This window comes from Cellvibrio sp. BR (assembly GCF_000263355.1).
Lineage (GTDB): Bacteria > Pseudomonadota > Gammaproteobacteria > Pseudomonadales > Cellvibrionaceae > Cellvibrio.
On record NZ_JH668200.1, the window covers coordinates 1,077,087 to 1,099,805 of the forward strand.

The following is a 22,719-nucleotide window of genomic DNA, read 5'->3' on the forward strand; positions in this document are numbered from 1 at the left end:
CAGGAATTATTATGGCTGCTTATGTGATTGTTGATATTGAAGTACATAACCCCGAAAACTATAAAGATTACCTCACGAAAATTACGCCCACGGTATTTGCCTGCAACGGACGCTATTTAGTGCGCGGCGCCAATGCAGAAATTGTTAGCGGTAGCTGGCAACCCAAACGTTTGGTGGTGATGGAGTTTCCTGACCTGGCAACCGCCAACCATTGGGCGACTTGCGCGGAATATGCCCCCATCCATGCACTGCGCACGGCGAATGCAACGGCCAATATGATTATTGTGGAAGGCAGTGTGGATTACACAGGTTGAAAATTGTAATTCTTAAATTTTTCTAATTGTATACGTGTGCACTTTTATGGCGTTGCCATTTAATGGCGATAATTAATCGGGTGAAGCTAATGATTCGTTTAAAGCACGTTAGGTTTTTAGCGGTAGTATTTTGTTTTGTCGCCATAACTGGTTGTGCCGTTAAGCCAGATAATGTGACCCCCGCTGGATCTGTTTGTGTCGAGCAGCCATTATTTATCGATAATGGAACTTATAAAATTCCTGCCATTTTAGTAAAGCCAACTCAGGCAACCGGTAAACCATTTCCGGTGGTGGTGATGTTGCATGGCACTGCATCGCAGAAAAATGAAGTGGGGGGATTGTATCAACGTTTGGCTGTTGCTTTGGCCGAAGCCGGTATCGGTTCCGTGCGGATCGACTTTGCTGGTACCGGCGATAGCCCGGTGGATTATCGTTTTTATAATCTCACCAGCGCCCAGCGCGATGTTGTCAGCACGCTGGATTATCTAACCACTCTGCAGGATATAGATGCACAGCGTATTGGCCTGATTGGATTTAGTCAGGGCGGATTAATTGCACAGCTCGTTGCCACAAAAGATGCTCGCATTAAATCGCTGGTTGCCTGGTCCAGTGTTAGTGGAAATGGCACTGGTGTTTTCCAATCCTTTTTTGACGACTATTATGCAGAGGCAAAAGCCAATGGTTTTGCAGTCGTAAAATTCCCCTGGCGCCCCGAGCCATTAAATTTTGGTTTGCAGTGGTTTGAAGAAGTTAAAGCCAATAGCAGTTTGCAGGACTTAAAAAATTATCACGGAAAATTACTCGCAATTGCCGGTACAGCGGATACCTTGGTTCCCTACGAGTCATCGATAAATATAATCAACCACGCCGGTACCACTAACGCAGAATTGCACCTTATCAAAGGTGCAGATCATATGTTTAACGTTTTAGGTTCAGCCAATGCGAATGGTCTGGCGGAAGATCAATCTACGGCGGAAACTGTACTTTCAATAACCACTTACTGGATTGATAAAAATTTATAGATTTTTATTGTGCGTAACGGATTAATCCGCAAGTTGATTTTTGCTGCGTTTTCTCGTTTAATGAGAATGTTTTTCAACTTGTTGTGAGGGATAGTATGTTTTCTGTATTAGGGCCAGTAGTGATGCTGGGAATGTTCGCAATTTATGTGTTAGTCATTTGTTTATTCATTGTTATGGTTATATCCATAAAACGTATTGCCGCGTCGCAGCAGGAAATAGCAAAGAGCCATCATGAAATCGTAAAACAGCTGGCTAGTATTGCCATAGAAATTAGAAACAGAGAAAAATGATTTTTCGTTAAGTCATAAAAAAACCAGCGATTAAGCTGGTTTTTTATTTTTATGTTTATAGATTTTATAATTCACAACAAAGCGTATGGTCTTATTGTTTACGCAATCTAACTAGACTTAATAGCAACAATAAACTTAACCAGTTTAATGAGCCGCTACCCGAGCCGCTGTTAGTGGCTGACGCAGAAGCGGTTGAGCTGCTGGAAATAACAGTGCTGCTTGCGCTACTGCTTATGGCCGTAGATGAGCTGCTTGATAATATGGCGCTACTGGCTTCACTGCTTATGCTGCTGCTTGATTCATTGCTTGTAGTACTACTGCTGCTGGAAGACGATGTTACGCCGCAGAAATCGCCCCACAAACTAAGTACCCAATTTGGATTATCAATAAACGGATTGCGGTTTCCTTGCCATTCCTGAATACGATGGTTGCGGCGCATTTCAAAATTATCGACCGGGTCCAGCTCACTCCACTCAACCAAAGTACACAACTTACCGATATTGGCATCACCGCTTGCCATGGCCGTGTTATCCACTAAAACCAAATCCGGTGTGTTGCCATCGGTGCCTTCATAACGCACATCCATATAAAACATCATGCGCGCCACATCGCCTTTTACCGCATCACGCGGTTCCCATGAATCGTCATCAGTAAAGGTATCGGGTGCTTCACCTTGCGCAGTGCCACCATTATCAAAGGCTTTGTTGCTGCGTGAACTGTTAACGGTTTTATCTTCCGGACGCAGGTGATGAAGATCGGTATAGGCGAATTGATTGTCATCAGGAAAGCCGTAGGATTTTGCCCAAACATGTTCGCGGTTCCAGGAGTCGTTATCAAATCCAGGTTGCCCATCGCGATCATTTTTATTCGCCGAGCGGCCGCTGTATAACAACAATACATTTGCGGTGTTATCCGGGTCCTCGTCGGCATATTGCAATGCACTCCACACTTGGCTGTAGCTTAAATTAATATGGCCAGTGCGAATAATATTGTGTAGCGCGGCGCGTAACTCAAAGCCTTCAAGCCCCATTGCCGGTGCATAATACACATCGTAGCTATAAGGTATAGCTGCCGATGATGAACTAGCTGATGACAAACTGATTGAACTACTGCTTGCACTAGACGCGACGCTGGAACTTGAGCTGCTACTGATTTCTTCAGTGCTACTTGAACTGCTGCTTATACTGCTAGTTGTATTGCTACTCGACGCCCAGCCACCGGAGCAATCTTGCGTGAGCGGGCCGATGCCGGGGCTATCCGCAGTGCTGACCGCCCACTGCGCGTTGGTTGCCGGCATTGTGTTATCAACGCGATAAATCGATACATCAACCGCTGCAATTGTCCAACCGGTAATACCGCTTTCCCATGCAACTGTATCTACATCGACACCATTATTTTTTAGAATAAATAAATCACCGCTGTTGCCCAGCGCAAGCGACATACCTGTCAAGTTGGGTGCAAAGCCGTAGTGTGTTGTAAACGCATCTGCCTCGCGCGTAAATGTTAAATAACTATTTGGCTGAATCGTGCCGCTCAGGTTAAGTACCGGCGCGCCTTGTTTGTCTTGCAGGGTATAGGTACTCAGATCAATCGCATCACAGCCCGCATTAAAAAGCTCGATCCATTCCAGCGTGCTGTCCAAACCATTAGGCGGATCGTAAAGCACTTCGGAAATCAAAACCTTTGCCTGCAATGGCAGTGAAAAAGCCGCAACCAACGCGGCGGGTAAAAATAGACTACGTTTCATTTCTATCACCTGCTTAAAGTGGTTAATAACCGGATAAAAACTCAGATCGATCATCAAGCAGTGCAGGTTAGCGAGAAATGATTTAACAGAATTCAGGTTGAGTTGTTGTTAATGCTTATAAATGAGAGGGTTAGCGTTGTTGGGTAAACTTATTTAAGCGAATAGTTCACAGGAGCGGATTTTGTGTGGGCTCTCTGAAAATGAAAGAAAGTCCACGCTCTACAAAAGAAAACCCTGACCAGAAAAACTGGTCAGGGTTATAGTTTCAATTAATCAAAAATTGGCCAATATTAAATCGCTACGCTATTTTTTAACTTTCAGGTCGATCAATTGATTCCAATGCGACTAAACTCAATTTTTTCATATAATCTTCCATTCCATGATTTTTAGCTCTCTGAAGAAGCTTGTCTAAAATTATTTGATCCTCTGAAGTACTTGAACTATTCGATAGCATCATCGGAGTATTGTGAAAAATGTCAGCAAATTTCTTTGCAGCATTTAGGCTAGTAGCCGACCTTATCTCGATAAAAGCGAGCTGCATCATATAATGCAGCGCCTTATTAATTTTTCGATTTTCTTTTATATCTTCAGTCAACATAGTAGTTGTCTACCTGTAGGGCCCTAGTGGGTCATCATTTACGTTGTCAGGCAACTCTACAACAGGAATTTTTGTATCGTCAGCCCAACCACGACCTTTAGCCTCATTAACAAGTGTATTACCATCAAGCACTTTATTACCCCTCACAGTTAAGGCAGTAGGCTTTTCTGCGTCGATAATCGTTGTCGTGAGTGGCGGCACAGCGGAACCGCTGCCAAGCCATTGCGCACTACGAATCACCAGCGCCAATGCTTTAGGTGCTGGCGCCATTTGATCGGCATATTGATTGGCATCCATGCCTTTAGGAAACAGCACGCGGAAGGCATCTATTCCGTGCTGGTTTAATTTTTCTGCAACGACCAATGCGGCCTTATCACCGGCTTCATCGCGATCATAGGCAATCAACACGCGCTTTATTTTTAGACTGATCAGCGCTTGTAAAATCTCATCGGTAACCGAAGCTGAACTTTTATTGCGCTATCGGCAATTCAGATATTGGTATTAATTCCATCTTTCTTGATTCGTCATATGAATACCAGCGAATATTGGTTGAGTTGAAATTTAGCTCATTAAAATCTTCATTTGCAGTTGGGGACAGGTTAGTGCCATTACTCTCTGACAATAAACTTATTGCTGAAGGGTATCTCCACAATAGCCTGGCTTTTCCGCATCGAATGATGTCTTGACTGGAATCATATGCAATTTTTCCAATTCCTACTGGCGATTTACTACTTAGATGCAGCGTTTTGAATTTATAGGACTTTCCATTTTTGAACTTTACGAAAGTAGCCTCCCCTAAAAAAGATTCTTCATTTGCACTAAAAATAGTAGGAACTTTTTTGTCATTAAACCTTTTATAAGACAGAATTTTTATAGCACAGTGATCCTGTCCATTCTTTATCAATAAAATTTTATTGATGGGCTGGTCAATCCATTTGAAGCCTATCAATGTAAATTCGCCTATAACTTTCTCGATTTCATCTACGTTTGGCCGACTATATTGAGACTCAAAATCAAAAGCTTTTGAGTTCATTGTTAAACTCAAAATGGCTAGGAATTTTAGCAGTTTTACTATTCTAATATTTTTCAATTGCATGCTCCTCGTTCAGTATGAAAACAGATCGCTCCATTCCTGGATGCGTTATCTATTTGTATAAAGCCAGAAGAGCCAGATTCATCATCCTTATTGTCATTTGATTTGTTATTTGACGCATTCGATAAAGCACCTTTCGTTGCCGAATATGCTTTTGACACTTTGGAGGGCGATGGGAACGTATCAGTAAATAAATGCTTAAGCGTGCCCCATAAACCTAGCTTGCGGAAACTTCCCGGCCATTCCTGAAACCCTTCATGGCCAGCAGCATATCTATCTTGAATTGCATGAGCAGCCAAACCAAGATCCCCATCACTAAGAGCTTTATTTACCAACGAAGAATTCATTCGCTGCGCATCTGATGGTAACTGATCTTGAGCGCTCATTGCATGTCTTGCAACCGCGTTAGCATCAGCTCCCTGTGAACCCGGCTCCCAATCAGCTTGCATGCTTCGATAAGCGATTCTGAAACTATCCATCAATCCGTAACCGGAATTAGTTGCAGCAAAAAATGTAATCAATCCATGCACAGGTATAGCAAACTCTCCGGTAGCATCGATGTTATTAACCGGATCATTTCCCACATAAGCATAGAGGTTAATTTGATCTTCATAGCCAACCGGGTCTGTTTGCAAAAAGCGTCCGAGTGTTGGTGAGTACATACGTGCTTTGTAATGCCACAAACCCAGTTCTGCTATCCATGCCTGCCCGGTATAACCGAAACGTAATGGATGGGTTCCTTGTGGTTTTCCCCAGTTGTCATAACGAGGTAGGTGGAGCATGTTTCCGGCGGAGTCTGCAATGGCGACAATACTGCCTTGGTGGTTGGTACGCAAATACTTACGGGTACTCGCGGTTACGGATGAGCCTTGAAACCAAACTGCCGGGTCATCCACGCTAATGCCATGCACATAGCGATTGAGTGCGGTAGTGCTTGTGCCATTAAATTCAGCGATCAACTCATCACCATCGTATAGCATATGCGTGGTAGATGATGGGTTTTGGATTTTATACAAGCGCCCCATAGGGTCATACCAAAGTTCGGCTTTTAATGCACCGCTTGCGGTTGTCGCTTTTACCAACCGATTTTCCTGGTCATAGGTATAACGCGATTGACCATCAAAAGTCAGGTTGCCATTGGCATCGTACTCGTAAGCGGCGCCACTCACATTGGTATATTGATTAAGACCATTTACTTGATAAGTTTGATTTTGCTGTCCGTTAACTGGAGTGTAGTTGCTGTTCGATGTGGTCAGGCTTTGCAGCTGCGATACAGGGGTGTATGTGTAGCCATAGGTGTTGTCATTAGCTGTGCCTGCCATGTCATGAATCAAGGATGAAACGCGACTGATAGCGTCATAAGCATAATCTGAATTTATACCACCGTTTAAAAAATCCAGTCGCCCTTTAGCGTCAAAACCATAGGATGCCAGCGTGCCTGCAGCACTATGGGTGATGCTGGTTAGGCGATATAAGTTGTCGTGGTTGTAAATAAATAACTGGTTGTCCGGGTGTTTTATTTCGGTGCGCACCCCTTTCAGATTATTGGTGTAGGTAAATGCCCGGCTTACTCCATCTAAATTAATAGTGGAAGTTTTCATTCGCCCTAACGCATCATAGGTTTGAGTGATTCCCTGACCGGTTTGTGAGCCAAAGCGCGAATGCAATGAAAGGCCGCGATTGTCATAACCGTAAAAAACATCTTGCGTATGAGTTGATACCAAACCAGATCGTTCTGGAACGGTCTTGCTAATCATGCGATCAAGATTGTCGTATTGATATGTCACTGTTACGCCATCGCGACGACGGTAGCTGGTACGGTTATCGTTTAGGTCATAGCCGTATTTTTCAAAGTCTGTTGTAGAGTGCGAAAAAGACGATTTAATTTTTGAAGGAAAATACCAGTAGCTTTGACGATCATAGCCGTCGTATTCCAGGCGCGCTTTGTTTCCATTTGCATCGATAACGGCAGTTTTTTTGCCGTTGTTACTGTATTCATACTCCGCATAAACCTGTTCAAGTGGAGTGCCATAAGCGCGATAGATTTTGGTCAGCTCTCCTGCATCGTTGTACTGATTTTTAGTGATGCGATCATAACCATTTGCGCTCAATGCACCTAGGGTGCAAGCGTCCTGAGGTACTGAACTGAAATTCATGCGATTTGCGGTACAAATGAGCCTGTTGTTGGCGTCGTAGGAATATTGTGTTAACGCATAAGTTTGACTACCCGCAACAATTTTATCTTGGGTTTTTCTTCCGAGGTTGTCGTAAGCAGTATCAACATATTGAGTAACAACCATTGCATTTAGTGCTGCAAGGTCAGTTCCTGTTACTGTTCCTTTAGTTATACGTGTAGGTTGATTGTCGTTATTGTAAGTAGTGCGTGTCGCGAGGCGAGGTAAAGGGCCTGAGCCATCAGGGTCTGCACTAATCTCTCCAATTTTTCGCCCTACCGTATCGTAAATATAATGCGTCGTTTGTCCCATCGCATCGGTTGCTGAAGTTACCAATCCTGCATTGTTATAAGCATAACTTTCTATTGCACTGATGCTGCCATCGCCAGCGCTTGTTGTTATGGTTGAGGGCATAAATGTATTGCCCCAATAAGTGGTAACAGTTTTTAGTTCGTTTACAGTACCGCTGCAACTTGCCCCGGTTATGCAAAGGGAGCTACCCGTTTGACGCCAGACTGTGCCATCTCCGGTATTAATACCCGAATAGGTGTAACGAGTTTGTGGGCGAACACCATTTGGTTGCGCTGGCTGCGTTACGGTTAATACTCCACCGTGTGTGGAGCTATATGTGTAGTCAGTGCGATAGCCTTTTGCATTCTGAACCCAGGTGGGTTTGTTGCAATACTTGGCGTTTGTTGTGTCGCAATAGGTTGGATATTCTGCGCGAAAAACTACTCTATCTACTTCGGCAGAATTTGGTTTTGCACGTTGAGTAATTAATGTAAGGTTGCCGCGTGGATCGTAACTATAGTGATAACCGTTATTTTCGGGGAAAGTCGCCTGCTCTAGGCGATCAATCGAATAGCTATAAGCTGATTGGCGCTGTATTTCATCTATATAAGATGTAACTTTGGCATCTATATATCCAATTGGACAGCCAGAATTATCAAAACTGAATCCGTCATGCAGCCAAACATGATTAGTAGTACGGGATTGACCATAGGGATCAATTATTGTTTTACTATTGGCGGCGTTATTGTAATTCCAGCTATAGCCTCCGCGTGAAATGTTTTTCACTGGAATGGACATGCCCAATCCTTCGGCTTCTAAATAATATCCGTTGGTATGACCTCCCACCTGCTTGAAATATTCAATATTGGTAGTAATGCCTCCAGGGGAAATTTCTTGAATAGGCAGCAAAGGTGTATGGTCATGAACTTCTCCACCACTACCAGCAGACACTCCCCCTTGATAATAGATTTCAAAAGATGCGCCGCACCTTAATACTGTGCCACCTTGAAGTTTTACTTGGTAAGTTCTGCTGAGATTATCTTGTTGTGTCCAAGTGGTAATATCTCCCACCTGAGTTTTGGTTGTGGTCAAGCTATTTATTAATTGTGTATCAAAATAAAGTGAGAACTTTTCTGGTATTTTTCCAATGGAATAAGGGTACCAATTTTCGCCTGCCGAACTTGGTACTACATAATTTGCCGCAACTGCTCTTTCAATGACAAGTCTGTAGCCTAAATTGCTTTTAATTGAATCTTTAACATATTTTTGACCATTCAGTGTTGTTATTTCCGAGTAAGGCTCATAGGTTAATTTCTCTCCAGATGCGTACTGGATAGTGGAAACATAAGCGTAAGCCTCATAGCCTGCTGCATTGCAGCCAAGTTCACCATCAAGGTCAAGGCAGGGTTGAAGATAGTGGTAACTCAATGAATCGAAGGTGTACACGGTTCCTGCTTTATCGGTGTACACGTAATTATCTGTAGTAACACGATTTAGGGTAGAACCGTCCGGAGATAGTGCGTGAGTGCACTGACCTGAATTGCCGCAAGTAAATATCTTATCGTCACCTCCAATACGAATTGAGACATGTCGCTCAGATGGATCACCGTAACCTATAGTGTAGGTCTGATCTAAAAAATATATATTCAGAGAATAAGTAAGTCTTCTTCCATTGAAAGACGAATTGATATTTAAGTTCCCCGCACCTGGTGCCGAAAATGTAAACGGCGATGCGGTTGTGTAATTTCCGGTGGTTACATCTACGCCATTAAAGTCTGGCTTTGGATTGATGACAGGTAATTTGTCGAAGTCATAGTCCTGAGCAAACGTAAAATTTGTCCCTATAAAGCTAATAAATGTGCAAAAGATTAGAATAAATAATTGGTTTTTTTTCATTATTAAAGACCTTAAATGAATCCATCCATCGTGTTGGAGTTATATTTATCTATCGTGGTTACTGTACGGTTATATCGAAAACCATGGATCTCGTATCACAGCCAAGTATCTCGTATTCATCATCGTCATAAGATTCAACGCCACAGGCATAGATTCCAATTGAGTGGCGCCCAAGTGCAAGATTTGAATAGGATTTACTGTATGAAAGCCCCTCGTTTGTAGTAATTCTGACTCCGCTAGGGGGAATATGTATTATTTGAAATTCTGAAATTGATATTAAATTTGTTTGTGCCGGATGAGTCCAATTTAATTGAAAAGTCCCATCACTATCGTGATATGCCGTGACTACACCCCATGAGCCACTATAGCTCTCAACCGGATTGCTCTGAACACAATATGCATCCGCGACTATTTGTGTAGAAGATGTAGAGCATCTATTTCCTGCCTTGTCATACTGATACCCTTCTTTGATTGCGCCGTTTTGCTTCACTCCGACTAATCGCCCTAGTGCATCATAGGTATATGCAGTTGTGTCAGCCGCGTGCAAGCAGCATGAAAAAAGACTGAGTATTAAAAGCAAGGTGTAAGCTTTGTATGTTTGAAAATGCAATAAGTGCCGATAAGACACAGTGTTTTGTCTTTTTGACATGATATTAATCACCTCTAGCTTTTGTCATAAAAGCTATAAATTAATGATGTTGCGTGATTGCAATTTAAGTGGTTGAGCGCTGGAGGTGCGTTAAGTGGGCGTATAGGGGATATTGAAGCTAATAAGGAAAGCTCCGCGACAGGGCGGGACAGAGGGGTATTTCATTGAAGTAAAACGAGCTGACGAGCTGCTAATCAACGCGGAGAAGTCACATATGTACATTCGTTACATTCCTTTTTAAAAGACCACCTCTATTATTAAAATGTTATTGACGGAATTGTTGCCGATTTGTACGTATGATTATTTTTTTATTTACTTCTCCTGTATGGAGTCCCGCAATCCTATTAGGAAAAAGTTTGAATTGCAACAGTGCGCAATAACTCAATCTAAGCATCACCAACAACAATAAAAAATACGAAAAAAAGAGCGGGCGAACCCGCTCAAGTGGAGCGCTCATGAAAACAACACTAACTCGGTTAGCAACCTAATTGGCTTTTTAATCCGCCGTAACTCCGTTCAATGGGAGCTTGGATCGTGGTGGATAAACTGGGCATGACGTTAATGCCTGCGCGCATTTCTACTTCATCGATGGTGACTTCTTTGTTGCAAAAATTATCCGCGCGCGCGGAGTCTTGTTCCATGATGAAGGCGGAGGCTTTTACTGTGCCGTTGATTACGGCGATGACAACTTTGTAATAGCCCGAGGGAATGATGTGCGATTCGTCGGCGCCGGGCAGTGAGCCGAAATACCATTCGTAGAGCGGGCCGGTGACAACAAAAATCGGTTGCCCACTGCGTGCAATAACCCGCTCGGCATTTTCCAATCGCTCCCAGGGGCCTTGATTTAATTCGGCGGCTTGCGGGGTGATGTTGGATAAATAATTGGTGGTTGCCCAGTCGGCGGTGTTGCTAAACGCGGCGAGTGGGACTTGGTGGCCGCGATCAGTACCCAATACCGCGGCGGCATCCGTGTAGTCGGCGGGTTCGAGAGTATTGGCGGCGGTGATGCTGGGGTCGACGCGCCAAGTGCGGGTGCGTGAGGGGCCATCGATAGTAGCCGCTGTGACTTGATAGGCAGCCCAATCGGCAAACTTGGTGGTGGCGTTATTGCTGATGGTGTAAATCGAACGGGTGACGACTTGACCGGATTTCCCGGTGGGACAGCCGTAAATACAGTTGGCGGCTTGGGTGGTGGCAGCGCTGAGTGCGACGAGCGCGAGTAAACCAAGGGCGAGCTTTTTCATAACAGGTAACTCCTTAACAGTGATGATTGATAAAGGTGGAACACGCGAAAAGCCCGGAATTGAGCGCGAGCTTGCCCAGACCCTTTTGCCGCTAGGCAAAAGGGCGGGAGCTGCGTTCGTTAACGGGAAGTTGAGCTGAGGTTAAAAGCTGTAGCGCACGCCCAGTTTCAGGCGCCACACCGAGGCTTCCGGAATGTATTCACTCCAGTTGTTGGTGTTGGTGCCGTTAAAGCGCACGTCATATTGGTATTGGCCGGTAGTGGCGTTCACGTCGTAGTCCCACAGGGGTTGTTGCGGGAATTCCATGCGACGGACTTCACCTTTGCTGCTGTCGATCAGGTTGAGCAGGTTTTCAATGGTGAAATAAATAGTGCCGGTGTGGCCGTCAGCAAATCCGGGAATGTCCTGCTGCACACTCAAGTCCAGATCGGTAACCCAGGGTTGGGTGGTGGAGTTTTTCGGCACATAACCGCCGGCATAACCCTCCAGTCCAGCGCCTTGGATAACCGCCAGCATGGCGGCGTATTTTTCTTCGTTGGTGGTGGCACCCGGCCAGTTACTGCCCTCCCAATCGATATTGGTGTCGTTCGGGCCGGTGGGAATGTAAGGCAGGTAGACATCGCTGCTTTGGAAGTCGCGTTGGTCGCCAAAGTCGTTGTCGTTAAACGCATCCAGTGTCCAACTCAGTGGGCGGCCAGAGCGGCGCTCAAGCGCTACATTGATACGGGTTTCGTTATCGCCAAACCAGTTGGCGGCGTAGCCGAGGTTGAGTACAAAGCGGTGTTTGATTTCGTAGTTACTGGTGCCAACCAACTCCTCGTTGCGGTTCATGGTGACGTTGAAGTTGTAGTTGGATGAGGCGGTGGAGTTGGTGCCGGGGTTGACCTCGGTCACGTCCTGATGGGTATAGGCGGCAAACATATTCACGCCGTTATCCCAGTCTTTTTTCAGGTTTGTCGTCCAGATAATACTGCGGCCATCTTTTTTGGCATTGGTCAGCATCAGGTCGTAGTTGTTGGCCAGGTTGCCGCTGTAAATGCTCTGGTAAATGATGCGCTGGCCGTCGGCGGTGCGGCGTCTTTCGGTGCGCGAGGTATCTACCCAGAAGGAGGAGTCTTCCTTGTCGATGTAGTTGAACTCGGTGCTCCACAAATAACCATCGCCCAAATAGGGAATGTTCAGCTCCTGATCCCAACCCAGTTGATAGCGCCAATCAGATTCCAGTTCATAGTCCGGGTCGACATAGGCGGTGCTGCCGGTGCCGCTGACCAGCGAGGCTTGCACTGAGTCGGGAATTTGGGTGAAGTCGACATTGGCGGGGTCGGCGATGGCCGAGTTGGTAGCACTGCTCGGTGCGGCAACGTAGGTAAGACCGTCGTTGGTAAAGGAGTTGGCGAGCCAGACGTTGGGTTTGCCACCGCTAAAGCGGCCGATGCCACCGCGCAGGGTCATGGTCTCATTCAAGTCCCAGTTGAAGTTGAAGCGCGGCAGGATGATGTCCAGCCCATCCAGGTTTTCGGTATTGCTGTAACCATAGGTGCTCACGAAGCGCGCATTTTCTTGCGGTACATCGTCTGAGGCGAGCTGCTCATAGCGCAGGCCAAAGGTGAGCAACAGCGAGGGAGTAACCGCCCAGCTGTCCTCGGCGTAAAGTGCATGGGTGGTGCGTTCTGCACTGTAGGCCAGGTCTTCGGCGTTATTGGTGTAGGCATTGCGATAGGCAAAGAAATTGGGTTTCTTCGCGGCAAAATCATCCAGGCTCGCGAATTCCCACACGCCGTCGGTGTATTGGCCGAACAGGTTGTAATAGGTCACGCTTTGGCCCTGGTAGCCAAAACGCAACTCGTGGTTGCCCAACAAATAGGTGCCGTCCAAATGCAGCTGCCAGGTTTGGGTATCGGCGATATTGGCGTGGCGGGAACGGTCGGTACCAAACAGGATTTCATTGCTGCCGATATTGACGGTCACTTCACCCAGGTCCGAGTTTTTCAGCGAGTCAGTTGTCAGGTCTTTGTAGGACAGGCCGATGACCGTGCTGAAGGCATCGCTCCAGTCAGAAAACAGGTGTGAACTGTAGGTGTCTGATTCGGTTTTGATGGTGAAGAAGTTGGAATTCAAGCGCAGCTGGTAATCCTGATCCGGGCTGTTGCGGTCGAGTTCGTTATCCTGCTTCTGGTAGCTGAAATCCAGGCGGTGTTCATCGCTCAGGTTGATGTCGAACTTGACCAACAGCTTGTCATCGCGCTCGCCCGCACCACCGGCTACTGAGTCGGTCAGGCCATAGGTATCGTTGAGGATCTGCAGGAACTGCTCGTATTGGGCGCTGGTGATTTCACTCTCGTTGGCGCCGGAACCATTCAGGCCGTAGAGCGCGGTGGTGTCCTGCTCGAAGGATTCGTAAGAGATAAAATAAAACGCTTTGTCCTCCACCAGCGGCCCGCCCACGCTGAACCCCATGGTAGTTTCTTCGCCCAGATCCAGGTCGCCGGTTTTCGGGTCGCCGGAAAGGCTGTCGTTGGTGCCTTCAGCAAATACTGAGCCCTGTAGCTCATTAGTACCCGATTTAGTCACCACGTTGACCAAACCACCGGAGAAGCCGCCGACTTTGGCAGTGAAGGGCGCCGAATTCACGCTGATTTGGCTTACGGCATCCAGTGATACCGGTGGGCGCGCCGTGGGGTAACCACCGAAGTTCAAGCCAAAGTCGTCGTTCTGGCCGATACCATCCACAGTGATATTGTTGAAGCGCGGGTTGCTACCGGCAATGCTCAGCTGTCCGTCTTCTACCACCACCATCGGGTTGCTGCGGATGATGTCTTTAATATCGCGGCTGAAGGCGGGGGTCTTTTTAATATCGTCTTCACTAAATACCGAACTGGCGCCTTTGGTGCTGGAGTTGATGATGGTGCCCATCACCAGCACCTCTTCCAACTCGGCCATATCTGCCGCTTCCAGGGTTTGATCCAGACGCAGCACCTTGCCTAATTGCAGAAATAGATCGCGCATCTCGGCGTCGCGATAAGTATCGGAATCGATGGTGATTTTGTAGGGGCCGCCAATGCGCAGGCCTTTGAGCGAGTAGCTACCGGCGCTGTTGGTTTTCACTTCACTGCGCGTGCCGGAGGGTTCATGTATCACGATGATGCGGGTATCGGCGGCGGGTGAACCGTCCGGCGCGCTGATTTTACCGAGGATGGATGAGCTGGTGTCCTGTGCATGGGCATAACCGGAAATCCCGGCAGTCATCGCCACAAAGAGGGCGCTTCTTTTTAATAGCGGTTTCATAGTGTGTGTTCCCTAAACAAGAGTAATGGAGCGGTTAATAACAGTGCTCGCTACCGAGCTATGGTTGTGTGATTGGTTGTGTGATCGGTTGTGTGGCAAGGGCGTTAGGGTTTTACCGCCAGGGCAGCAGTGCCCGGCTTGGCTCTGGGGTCAAAAATGCTGTTGAGCAAACCGGCGAGGCGAATGCCCGCTTGCAGCAGTCGCTCTTCGGCAACCGGTAATTGTTGATGGATGTAGCCGTAGCTGAATTCGGGCAGGGTGTTGGTTGCTGCGGGTGCGGCGCTTTGGTAGATGCTCTCGCTCAGCGCCATGGATTCTTTGAGCCAGTCAGCGGGGCTGCTGGTTAAATAGGTTTTGATGAGCTGTTTGTCCTGCGTATTAATAAAGGCGGCAAACTCACTGAAACTCAGGTTTTGCGATTCCAGCAACTCGGTATCCCACAGCGAGTGCAAATTGGTCGGCTTGCCAAAAAATTTCACCTCTATCAAATTGCCGCCGCGATCTTCCGCGTGGCCGGTGTGCATGGGTTGATGAATATCGCCCACCAAATGCACCAGAAAGCGCAAGTAAAACTGGCGCTCGGCGAGTGGGGTGTTTTTATCTTTAAGGGCGGCGATGCAGCGCAAAATGCCGCCGTAGATATCTTTTACTTCTTCTTTGGTTTGCGGTGTGTGGTAGTGGCTTGCATCAAAGTCTTTGGGGGCGGCCACATTAATGTAGTGCCAGCGGGTGGAATCTTTTTGCCAAAACTCGGCGGGGTCGGAGCGCATTTCATCGGCCCAGGTGCCCACTTCGGCCAGCAAGTCGCCACCCAATAATGGCAGCAGGGCTTGTTGGGTTTTTTTGGTCAGGTGCTCATTGGCTATCTGGCCAACTATTCGGTGGCCATTTTGTCCCCAGGCCAGTGCCTGCACACTGGTGGTCACCAACAGCAGGCCGCAAACAAATCGGGCGATCTTCATTACAAACTCCAGCAATTCAAACAAGGTCAATAACAGATGTGTTGGCCTATCATCCAAATTGCCGTGTGCGCGAGAAAGCATTTGTCGCAATTCAAAGTTACTGGTTAATAAATCTTTAACATCAATTAGTTATGGTGAATAAATAAGCTTATCCAAACCAATAAAGCAGGTTTATGTGAAGGTTTATGGGTTGCGGGTGCGCTGTTAGTGCGAGCTGGAGAGGAAAATTCGAGTTGGATAAGAGCGCGCAGTCGCGAGATTTTTCGCTGACCGGTCGCCACTTTGGTCTGCTTTGGTGCATGCACTGGCTGAAGCGCACTATTGCAGTGGTCAATTAATACTTGTCTTTTCAGCCAGAGTTTTTTCTCTACGGAAAAAAGCAGAAAAACAGGTGGTTTAACACTGAACCAAGAGAAAAAATCACGCTATTTGCGGTTAATAGACAAGTTTTATCAAACACACAGGCGTTTCTGTATTAAGGGTACGATTTTTGCAATTTTCTTTCAGGGGCTGATAAGAATACGCACATGAATGACTTAAAAATTTTTGCACCGATAAGTTTGCCATTCACGCTATTTTTTATAGCGGTATTGGCTATGTGGCTGCTGGGCAAAAATAGTCAGTCACCGCTTAATTATCATTTGCCGAGTTTGATTGAAGACAGCTACACCTGCGCGGCGGGCAACAATTCCGCGGTAGAAAAATTAACTGTGTATATGAACACAGAAAGCGTCGCACGCAATCTCGCCAATTTATTGTGCGGTGATCCGGTAGTGCAGCGGCAGTATCAACAGGTGCAGGCCTATTGGGGTACGGGCGATGTTTCCGATATCACTTTTATCGGTAAAGGCATCGGCGATTTAGTGAATACCAAAGACAATATTGTGCAGGCGTTTGATGCGGAAAATACCCACGGCTATAAACGTCTTGCCAGCTATTCACAATATCAAGCCTATTTAATTGGTCGCCATGAAAAACCCTTGTTAACCCGCGAGTATTTACTCGGTCGGCGCATAGGTTTATTGGATTATCCGTCCAGTCGCTCCGGGCATATTATTCCCATGCATTTATTTCGCGAGTTGGATTTACGCGAGGATCAAATATCCATTGTGTACAGCCACAATCACACCGGCCTGCGTGAATTACTCGCCAGCGGCAAGGTAGATATGATTGCCAGCTATTGGTCAGAAGAAGACGGCGAACAATTTTCAGAAAATTATATTCAAGCCATCGGCGACAGCGATATTCGCGGCAGCAGTTGGTATTTAAAAATGAATGGGCGCAATACGGATCTATTCTGCGCCCTGCAAACCACCTTGGGTAACCTCGCACAGCAACAACAGTCCACCTATTTTGGTGAACTCAGTTACGCGGAAGGTTGCCCACAGCCGCTGGTGAAACGTTAATGCAAAGTTTATATCTCAATGCCTTGGGTATGAAATTGCCGCGCTTCAAACGGCCGCAGCTGGGGGCATTAAAAAATACGCTCAGCTACGCCCATCTGTTGTTATTGGTAGGTAGTTTTGTTGCGCTGCAATTAGCTTATTTTTTTGGTTCCTCGCTGCAGCGAGAATTCAATCTGGAACGCAGTATCCTCGCGGTGGAAAATCGTGTGTCACTGGATCTGCCGCGGCTTTCGCTGCCCAATCCCGCGTTGAACATGGCCGGCAACCCGGCGCAAGTACACGCCTATTTAGAAAAACTAAATGCACTATTAGTCGCGCAGAATTTATCGGTGCGGGTCAGCAGCTTGCAGCAGTTTGATGCCCAGTTGCGCTTTGAGTCAGAGATGAACTTGTCGGGTCAGGCGTCGCATTCACACCGTTTTGTAGAGCGGCAGTTGCAACTGCCGGGACAAGTGATCAGTTTAAAACTGGGCATTTGCGAACCCAGTCTGTGGCAAACTATTTCGGTATATCCCTTATTTTTCGCTGTGCTGCTGGTGTTCTTTTTATCGCCCTATTTGCAGCGTAAACCGCTAGCAATTGCTGCGACACTTGCGCCCGGCGCTAGCCAACATATCGCACTGGTATTGGATTTGGAAAATAAATGTATTGCACTGCGCGACACGGATTACAAAGTAGAGCTGGCCAATAAACCGCTGTGTTTTTATGCCGCATTGCTAAATTACTGTCAGCAAAACCCCCGTGTGCGCCTATGCCAACACGCAATTTTACCCGATGAATTACTGCACCTTGCCAATCAATATTTTATGCGGCTGGTAGCACTGGGGCACACCATTCGTAAGCGCCCGGATTTTGATACCAATCTGGAAAAAACCCTGAGCGAAATTCGCGCGGCATTGGATGAATTATTGATTGATTACCCTGAGGCCAAAGCCGCGTTTTATCCACCCAAGGCACTGGGCGAGGGCTCGCGTTCAAAAATGCATAATTTTGCTTTGGTGAAACTGGCTGCGGGTGATTGGGAAATTAAAGGGAAATAATGGAATTGACTATTTTCACAGTTTGAGGATAAGCCGCGCTTCGGTTATGGACATACTGAATAAAATCCTTACACTGCGTTTTCAATTTTCATCAAGATAATTACCACAGGGATGCCATAGTGATAAATCTCGTTATTAAAGACCAGAGCGGCCAGTCTTATGAGCTGACAGCCCGCACCAGGTCTCCTCGCACATCTTCAGCAAAACGCTACTCCAGTGATTCCTATTCAACCTTTCGTTTTGTTGCCAGGTTACCGGTCACACTGCAGCAGTGGATGCAAATTCTCAATCGCACCCATCATAGCGCTAATTTCCATAGCAGCCATCCGGGAGAGGTATATCAAGCGGTTGCCCAATGTATTTTGCGTGGCGACCTAGCGATCTATAAGTTACCTACATTGGCCGCAGCGGGTGCATTAAAGGGTAAAAATGGATTTGGCTTGTGTATCATTAAAGGCCCTAATCCGCACATTGCTACTGATCTAATACCCGAGGTGATTAACACTACGGATGCTGCTCAGCAATTATTCAATCAGTTGGGCATCAGTAGTCAGCTATTTTTAGCGTATTTAAACAGTGAAAACCTGTACAACACTAATCAAAAACAAAATCCTCTAGCCGACGCTTTGCACTTGTTCGCGACGGGTGAGTTACTTGCCTATAAAATTCCTTTGCCACCAAAAGCACCACCAGCAAAAGCAGCAGAATTCCTCCCTGCCACTGCAGCGGATAGGCCAGTGCCTTTGGCACCGGAGGGTACGCGGAATCCAGAGGAAATTGAAACGCCTACTCAGAATATGGTTAGTCCAACTGTTGAATCCAAAGAAAAAAATAGTGATGTGATATCGGATGAGGATGAAACAAAGAAAGCTACATACGATGAGTTTTGTAGTACGGTAGAAGAATTCGAAGTTAGAAATGCGCTATCTGAGCAAGCGTATGCGATGTACACTAAAGAACAATGGAATGAGTTAGAAGCATTATTTAACGATAACAATCTCAATGGCGGTTGGCCTCCCAATCGAGGTGCAATAAGTACGTCAGAGATAACTTTACAAATAGATACTCAGATTGATCGTTATGGCGGATTTATAGATAGGAATACTGGCCAGTTTCGTGATTTTGGTACCTTTGTTTCTTATAAAGGTGAGCCATTTGAAAACAGAGCGCTACCCCCGGATACTAAAAGTAAAACCATGAAGTCATATACGGTGGTTAAGCCCATTCCAAAAGTTAATGCAGGAAAAGCTATTCCTTGGTTTAATCAGGCTGGTCTTGGCACGCAATTAGAAACGCCGTTAACTATTGAAGATTTGGTGAGTAAGGGTTACTTAAAGGAAGTGTGATATGAAGTTTGAAAAATTAAATGAAAAAATTTATGACGGTGATAGCCTTGAGGCTAATGATATTGAAATGGTTTTTACTGCCGATGTTACATCAGTTAAGTTGAGTTTTCCGGATTTGTTTGACTTTTCAAAACTTGAGAAAATTATCTCTCATGATGAGTCATTAAATATACAGTCCGAATTAAATTTTGGTGTAATTGAATTTGACGGAGAGAAAATATTCAAGGGAAGAAAGAAAGGGTTAAGGTTGTATGGTCATATCTCAATAGAGGAAAGCGGGAAATATATTTTTATTTTTTCTTGTGGTGAATTTCAGCCAGCAAGATTCCAGATTTTTCTTGAAGGATATTTGAAAGTTTAAGTGCTATCTGAGGGTGGTCGAACGCAAATATATGTTGCATTTAGCTCGCCTGTAAAGTTGACTCAAAAATTAACCAATTGGCCTTATGTGTAAAATAGATTCAAAACTTAGAGAGAAATTACTGTTAAGAATGTTCTCTTCGGTTGATTATATGAATGCGTATTCAAAACATTTTATTGAGTTTATTAGTGCAGGAATACTGGCATTTGAGGCTTATGAAAAAATTCTTGAAAAACCGGTAAGTCATTCGGAGTACTCAAACGTGACTTCTGATATTCACTTATGGAAGTTAAAAGTAATCCCTAACTTTTTGAATATGAAAAATAATATGAAGACTTCAATTGCTGAAGCAAAACAGGGGGATTATTCAGGTATTAGTGCTGCAGCTGGAAATTTTCGTGGTTTGAGTAAAGATATGGATGGTATTAGAGAGTCATTTATGGATTTTATTGATCCTGCTCTTAAGGAAAGGTATTTTTCCGAGTGGAAAATAACAAGTACTATGAGTGATAATCTTTATAAGACATTGGAGCGGCTTTGGCGATCAGGATCAATACTTAAAGAAAGCATTACCGGTCCGATTGATGATATGGCTCTACTTAAATTCTTGCAGGATGGGGAAACTATATAAATCAATAGGAGGCCCGAAGGTAATTGACTGTCGGGCCTGTTATCAGTTTTAGAAACTGATTCAGCTAATTAGTCTAGGTCTTCTGAGGTATCCATTTTACTAAAATATCCTCACCGACTTCCCCTGCTCTGGTCACCAAAATCGCACGTTTTTTGCATTATGTTACTCATGAAGTTTTTCCACTAATATTTGAATATTTACATGTGTAATAGACTGGTATTCAGTTGTTAATGAATGATGAAAAAAATATTTTTAGTATAAATATGAAGTGGATATGAAATGAATCTTTTGAATGTTGAAAGAGCAGCGCTTCAAGCTATAGATAAATTTACTAATCAAAAGATCATAAATACAAATGATCCTTCTATTCAATCAATATTGGCTCAGCTTAACTTTATTGCCAGTTGTGCCAAACAAGGAAAAAATCCTCGTAGCTCGCTCCCAGAAGGAAAATCATTCACTTACGGAATAATTTCTTCAAGAGAGTTTGCATCTCCCGACGAACTGGAATTAAAAAAATATTTGATTGAGGTAGATAAAGAGCTTTACCCCGAAGCCTATAAATCATAGCCAACTGCTTCATTCGATTCATTTTTGGGATTTTTATCATTTCAGAGTTAAGCCACAGAAGCATACCTAATCTCTTCATATTTATATGAAGAGATTTTTTGATTTAGTTGTTAGATTTTTAATAATCTTAAAACCCCTGTAATTTTTTAAATTTCAACCCAGTGACTTCATTAACCGGCGTAGTGTAATCGTGATTAAACAGTGCGGCTTCCCAGGAACCGTAAACCGGGTTGGGAATTAAAAACCATTTGCTGCCCCAAGCTGCCGCACTATTTTTTGCCAGTTCTACGCGGGTTTCGGCGGTGCCTTTTGCGCCTGAAACAAAATCGCCAAAGTCATCGCCCACCAGCGCAATAATTCTAAAATCCTGACTGACGTAATGGCGGCGTGCGCCCTTATCGGATGAACTCCAGCGATTTTCATTGCGGGTGAGCACCACATCAATGTCATCGCGCAGGGGCAAATTTTGTTGCCGCAGGTTTGCGCGCGTATCTTCTTCCTGGCTTGCATCGCGATTGGTGACATAAAAAATAGTAATTCCCTTTGTGCTGGCATAATCCAAAAATGCTTTCGCACCCGGCAGTGGTTCAGCGGCAGCAAGTTTGGTCCATTTGTCCCATGCTTCTTGCGTGAAGGGGGCGTTGTCTTTAATGAGTTGTGCTTGAAACGGCAGGTTGTCCAATACAGTTTCATCAATATCCAAAATAATCGCGGGTGGCAATTTGCTGTAGTCACCGCTTTGTTCTTGCGCGGCGCTCCAGTGTTTGTCTGCCAAGGCTTTGTCTACCATGCTAGTGGCTTGGGTGTAAGCACTTTGGGTGAGCGCATAATATTCAGCGGAGGTTTGCATCCACAGGACGGCGTTTAATCGTTCATAAGTGGGTTGCGCTTGCGCACTATTACCGGGTTCCATGGAGCTGCACGCGCTCAAGCAACAGGCACTGGTTAATAAGCTGGTTTTAAACAAGGTTTTTAATGAATTAGTAAACATAAAAGTCTCGTGATCTGGTTGTTCAATTGCGCCGTGGGCAGCTGATTAATTCAAAGTTTGTGTTGTAGCAGATATACATTTCACTGCCGCGATACAACAGACGTTTGTTGGCAAGCGGCGGGTTGTTTTGTTTCATCCAGCGATCGAGTTGCTTGTGGCTCATGTTGCGTGGTGGGTAGCGCAATGCGGTAAACAGCTGTTGGGATTTTTCAAAATAAGCGGTGGCAGAGTTGAAATCACAGGCGCCGTGTTTTTCCCACTCCGCTTGTAGCAGTGCAGCGCTCGGCGACATACATAAATAGGGTTCAATGTCGGCGTAGGGCAGTACCGGTAAATCGCCAGCACAAAAGCGCGGATGTTTTTTTATTTCTTTTAAATCCGTACAACGCCCCAGACTTTTTCCATCGCAGGAGGAAGCCCAAACGCCGTGTAATACCCAGCCAAAATTCTGCTTGGAAAAACATTGGAACTCATTATCCCGCTGTAATTTTTCCAATTTGCTGGGGTCGGTTTCGGTAGCGAGATTGATGTTAATACGCTTGCAGTAATCTTCTGACCAGTTCACCGCCATTTTGTAATAGTCAGTGCTGGCGTCGGGGTTGGGGCCGAAGCTATCGGTCGCCATGTCAAAGTCGTAATCGGTGGCGGCGTGATCCGGTAATTTACAGCTTTGCGCCTGCAAGGTTTGGCTAATGCTGAGCAGGCCGATAAAGATCAGCAGCAAACAGATCAATAATAAAAAACGTGAAAAAAAATAGTTGCTGTGTTTATGGTTGTGGCTGTGAGAGAGCTGCGGGCGCGGCGCCATA

Annotated in this window: 18 protein-coding genes and 1 pseudogene; 8 read left to right on the forward strand and 11 right to left on the reverse strand. The window is 45.5% G+C overall.

Annotation, left to right across the window (positions count from 1 at the left end):
• The first annotated feature begins 11 nt into the window (after positions 1 to 11).
• Positions 12 to 314, forward strand: a complete 303-nt coding sequence (locus tag O59_RS04465) for a DUF1330 domain-containing protein (protein ID WP_040391177.1) — start codon at positions 12 to 14, stop codon at positions 312 to 314.
• An 89-nt stretch (positions 315 to 403) separates the two neighbouring features.
• Positions 404 to 1,336, forward strand: a complete 933-nt coding sequence (locus O59_RS04470; RefSeq protein WP_050976939.1) for a S9 family peptidase — start codon at positions 404 to 406, stop codon at positions 1,334 to 1,336.
• Positions 1,337 to 1,717: 381 nt separating this feature from the next.
• On the opposite strand, the gene O59_RS04480 is transcribed toward O59_RS04470, so the two are convergent.
• From O59_RS04480 to O59_RS04515, 9 genes and pseudogenes are all read right to left on the reverse strand, one after another.
• Entirely contained in the window at positions 1,718 to 3,373 is a 1,656-nt protein-coding gene (locus tag O59_RS04480; protein ID WP_157152449.1) for an endonuclease, read from the reverse strand.
• Between the two features lie 310 nt (positions 3,374 to 3,683).
• A complete protein-coding gene (locus O59_RS04485; RefSeq protein WP_007639931.1) occupies positions 3,684 to 3,971 on the reverse strand; it encodes a hypothetical protein in 288 nt (95 codons plus the stop codon).
• A 9-nt stretch (positions 3,972 to 3,980) separates the two neighbouring features.
• Positions 3,981 to 4,418 (reverse strand): annotated as a pseudogene (locus O59_RS04490) (toprim domain-containing protein); the annotation flags it as partial.
• Positions 4,419 to 4,440: 22 nt separating this feature from the next.
• Entirely contained in the window at positions 4,441 to 5,061 is a 621-nt protein-coding gene (locus tag O59_RS04495) for a hypothetical protein (RefSeq protein WP_157152450.1), read from the reverse strand.
• Entirely contained in the window at positions 5,058 to 9,425 is a 4,368-nt protein-coding gene (locus O59_RS04500; RefSeq protein ID WP_081489631.1) for an RHS repeat domain-containing protein, read from the reverse strand. The genes O59_RS04495 and O59_RS04500 overlap by 4 nt, the downstream gene beginning before the upstream one ends.
• Before the next feature lie 58 nt (positions 9,426 to 9,483).
• The gene (locus O59_RS21290) at positions 9,484 to 10,074 is read right to left on the reverse strand and encodes an RHS repeat domain-containing protein (protein ID WP_081489632.1); all 591 of its coding nucleotides are present in this window, start codon (positions 10,072 to 10,074) and stop codon (positions 9,484 to 9,486) included.
• 476 nt (positions 10,075 to 10,550) lie between these two features.
• Positions 10,551 to 11,318, reverse strand: coding sequence for a DNA/RNA non-specific endonuclease (locus O59_RS04505; protein ID WP_007639936.1), 768 nt, complete (start codon positions 11,316 to 11,318; stop codon positions 10,551 to 10,553).
• Between the two features lie 141 nt (positions 11,319 to 11,459).
• Entirely contained in the window at positions 11,460 to 14,603 is a 3,144-nt protein-coding gene (locus O59_RS04510) for a TonB-dependent receptor (RefSeq protein WP_007639945.1), read from the reverse strand.
• Between the two features lie 104 nt (positions 14,604 to 14,707).
• Entirely contained in the window at positions 14,708 to 15,565 is an 858-nt protein-coding gene (locus O59_RS04515; RefSeq protein WP_040391514.1) for a S1/P1 nuclease, read from the reverse strand.
• Between the two features lie 527 nt (positions 15,566 to 16,092).
• On the opposite strand from O59_RS04515, the gene O59_RS04520 reads away from it, so the two are divergent.
• From O59_RS04520 to O59_RS04545, 6 genes are all read left to right on the forward strand, one after another.
• The gene (locus O59_RS04520) at positions 16,093 to 16,971 is read left to right on the forward strand and encodes a PhnD/SsuA/transferrin family substrate-binding protein (protein WP_007639949.1); all 879 of its coding nucleotides are present in this window, start codon (positions 16,093 to 16,095) and stop codon (positions 16,969 to 16,971) included.
• Positions 16,971 to 18,011: a hypothetical protein gene (locus O59_RS04525; RefSeq protein ID WP_007639951.1), complete on the forward strand. Its 1,041-nt coding sequence runs from the start codon at positions 16,971 to 16,973 to the stop codon at positions 18,009 to 18,011. The genes O59_RS04520 and O59_RS04525 overlap by 1 nt, the downstream gene beginning before the upstream one ends.
• Positions 18,012 to 18,130: 119 nt before the next feature.
• Positions 18,131 to 19,357, forward strand: coding sequence for a TNT domain-containing protein (locus tag O59_RS20895; protein ID WP_007639953.1), 1,227 nt, complete (start codon positions 18,131 to 18,133; stop codon positions 19,355 to 19,357).
• A 1-nt stretch (position 19,358) separates the two neighbouring features.
• On the forward strand, positions 19,359 to 19,718 hold the full coding sequence (locus O59_RS04535; RefSeq protein WP_007639954.1) for a hypothetical protein: 360 nt from the start codon (positions 19,359 to 19,361) through the stop codon (positions 19,716 to 19,718).
• 151 nt (positions 19,719 to 19,869) lie between these two features.
• A complete protein-coding gene (locus O59_RS04540; protein ID WP_040391178.1) occupies positions 19,870 to 20,349 on the forward strand; it encodes a hypothetical protein in 480 nt (159 codons plus the stop codon).
• A 279-nt stretch (positions 20,350 to 20,628) separates the two neighbouring features.
• Positions 20,629 to 20,919 carry an immunity protein Tsi6 family protein gene (locus O59_RS04545; protein WP_007639959.1) on the forward strand — a complete coding sequence of 97 codons (291 nt, stop codon included), beginning with the start codon at positions 20,629 to 20,631 and terminating at the stop codon, positions 20,917 to 20,919.
• Between the two features lie 127 nt (positions 20,920 to 21,046).
• Here O59_RS04545 and O59_RS04550 read toward each other — a convergent pair whose 3' ends face one another.
• Positions 21,047 to 21,910, reverse strand: coding sequence for a 5'-nucleotidase, lipoprotein e(P4) family (locus O59_RS04550; protein ID WP_007639961.1), 864 nt, complete (start codon positions 21,908 to 21,910; stop codon positions 21,047 to 21,049).
• 22 nt (positions 21,911 to 21,932) lie between these two features.
• Positions 21,933 to 22,718, reverse strand: a complete 786-nt coding sequence (locus O59_RS04555) for a lipoprotein (RefSeq protein ID WP_007639964.1) — start codon at positions 22,716 to 22,718, stop codon at positions 21,933 to 21,935.
• Position 22,719: the final 1 nt, after the last annotated feature.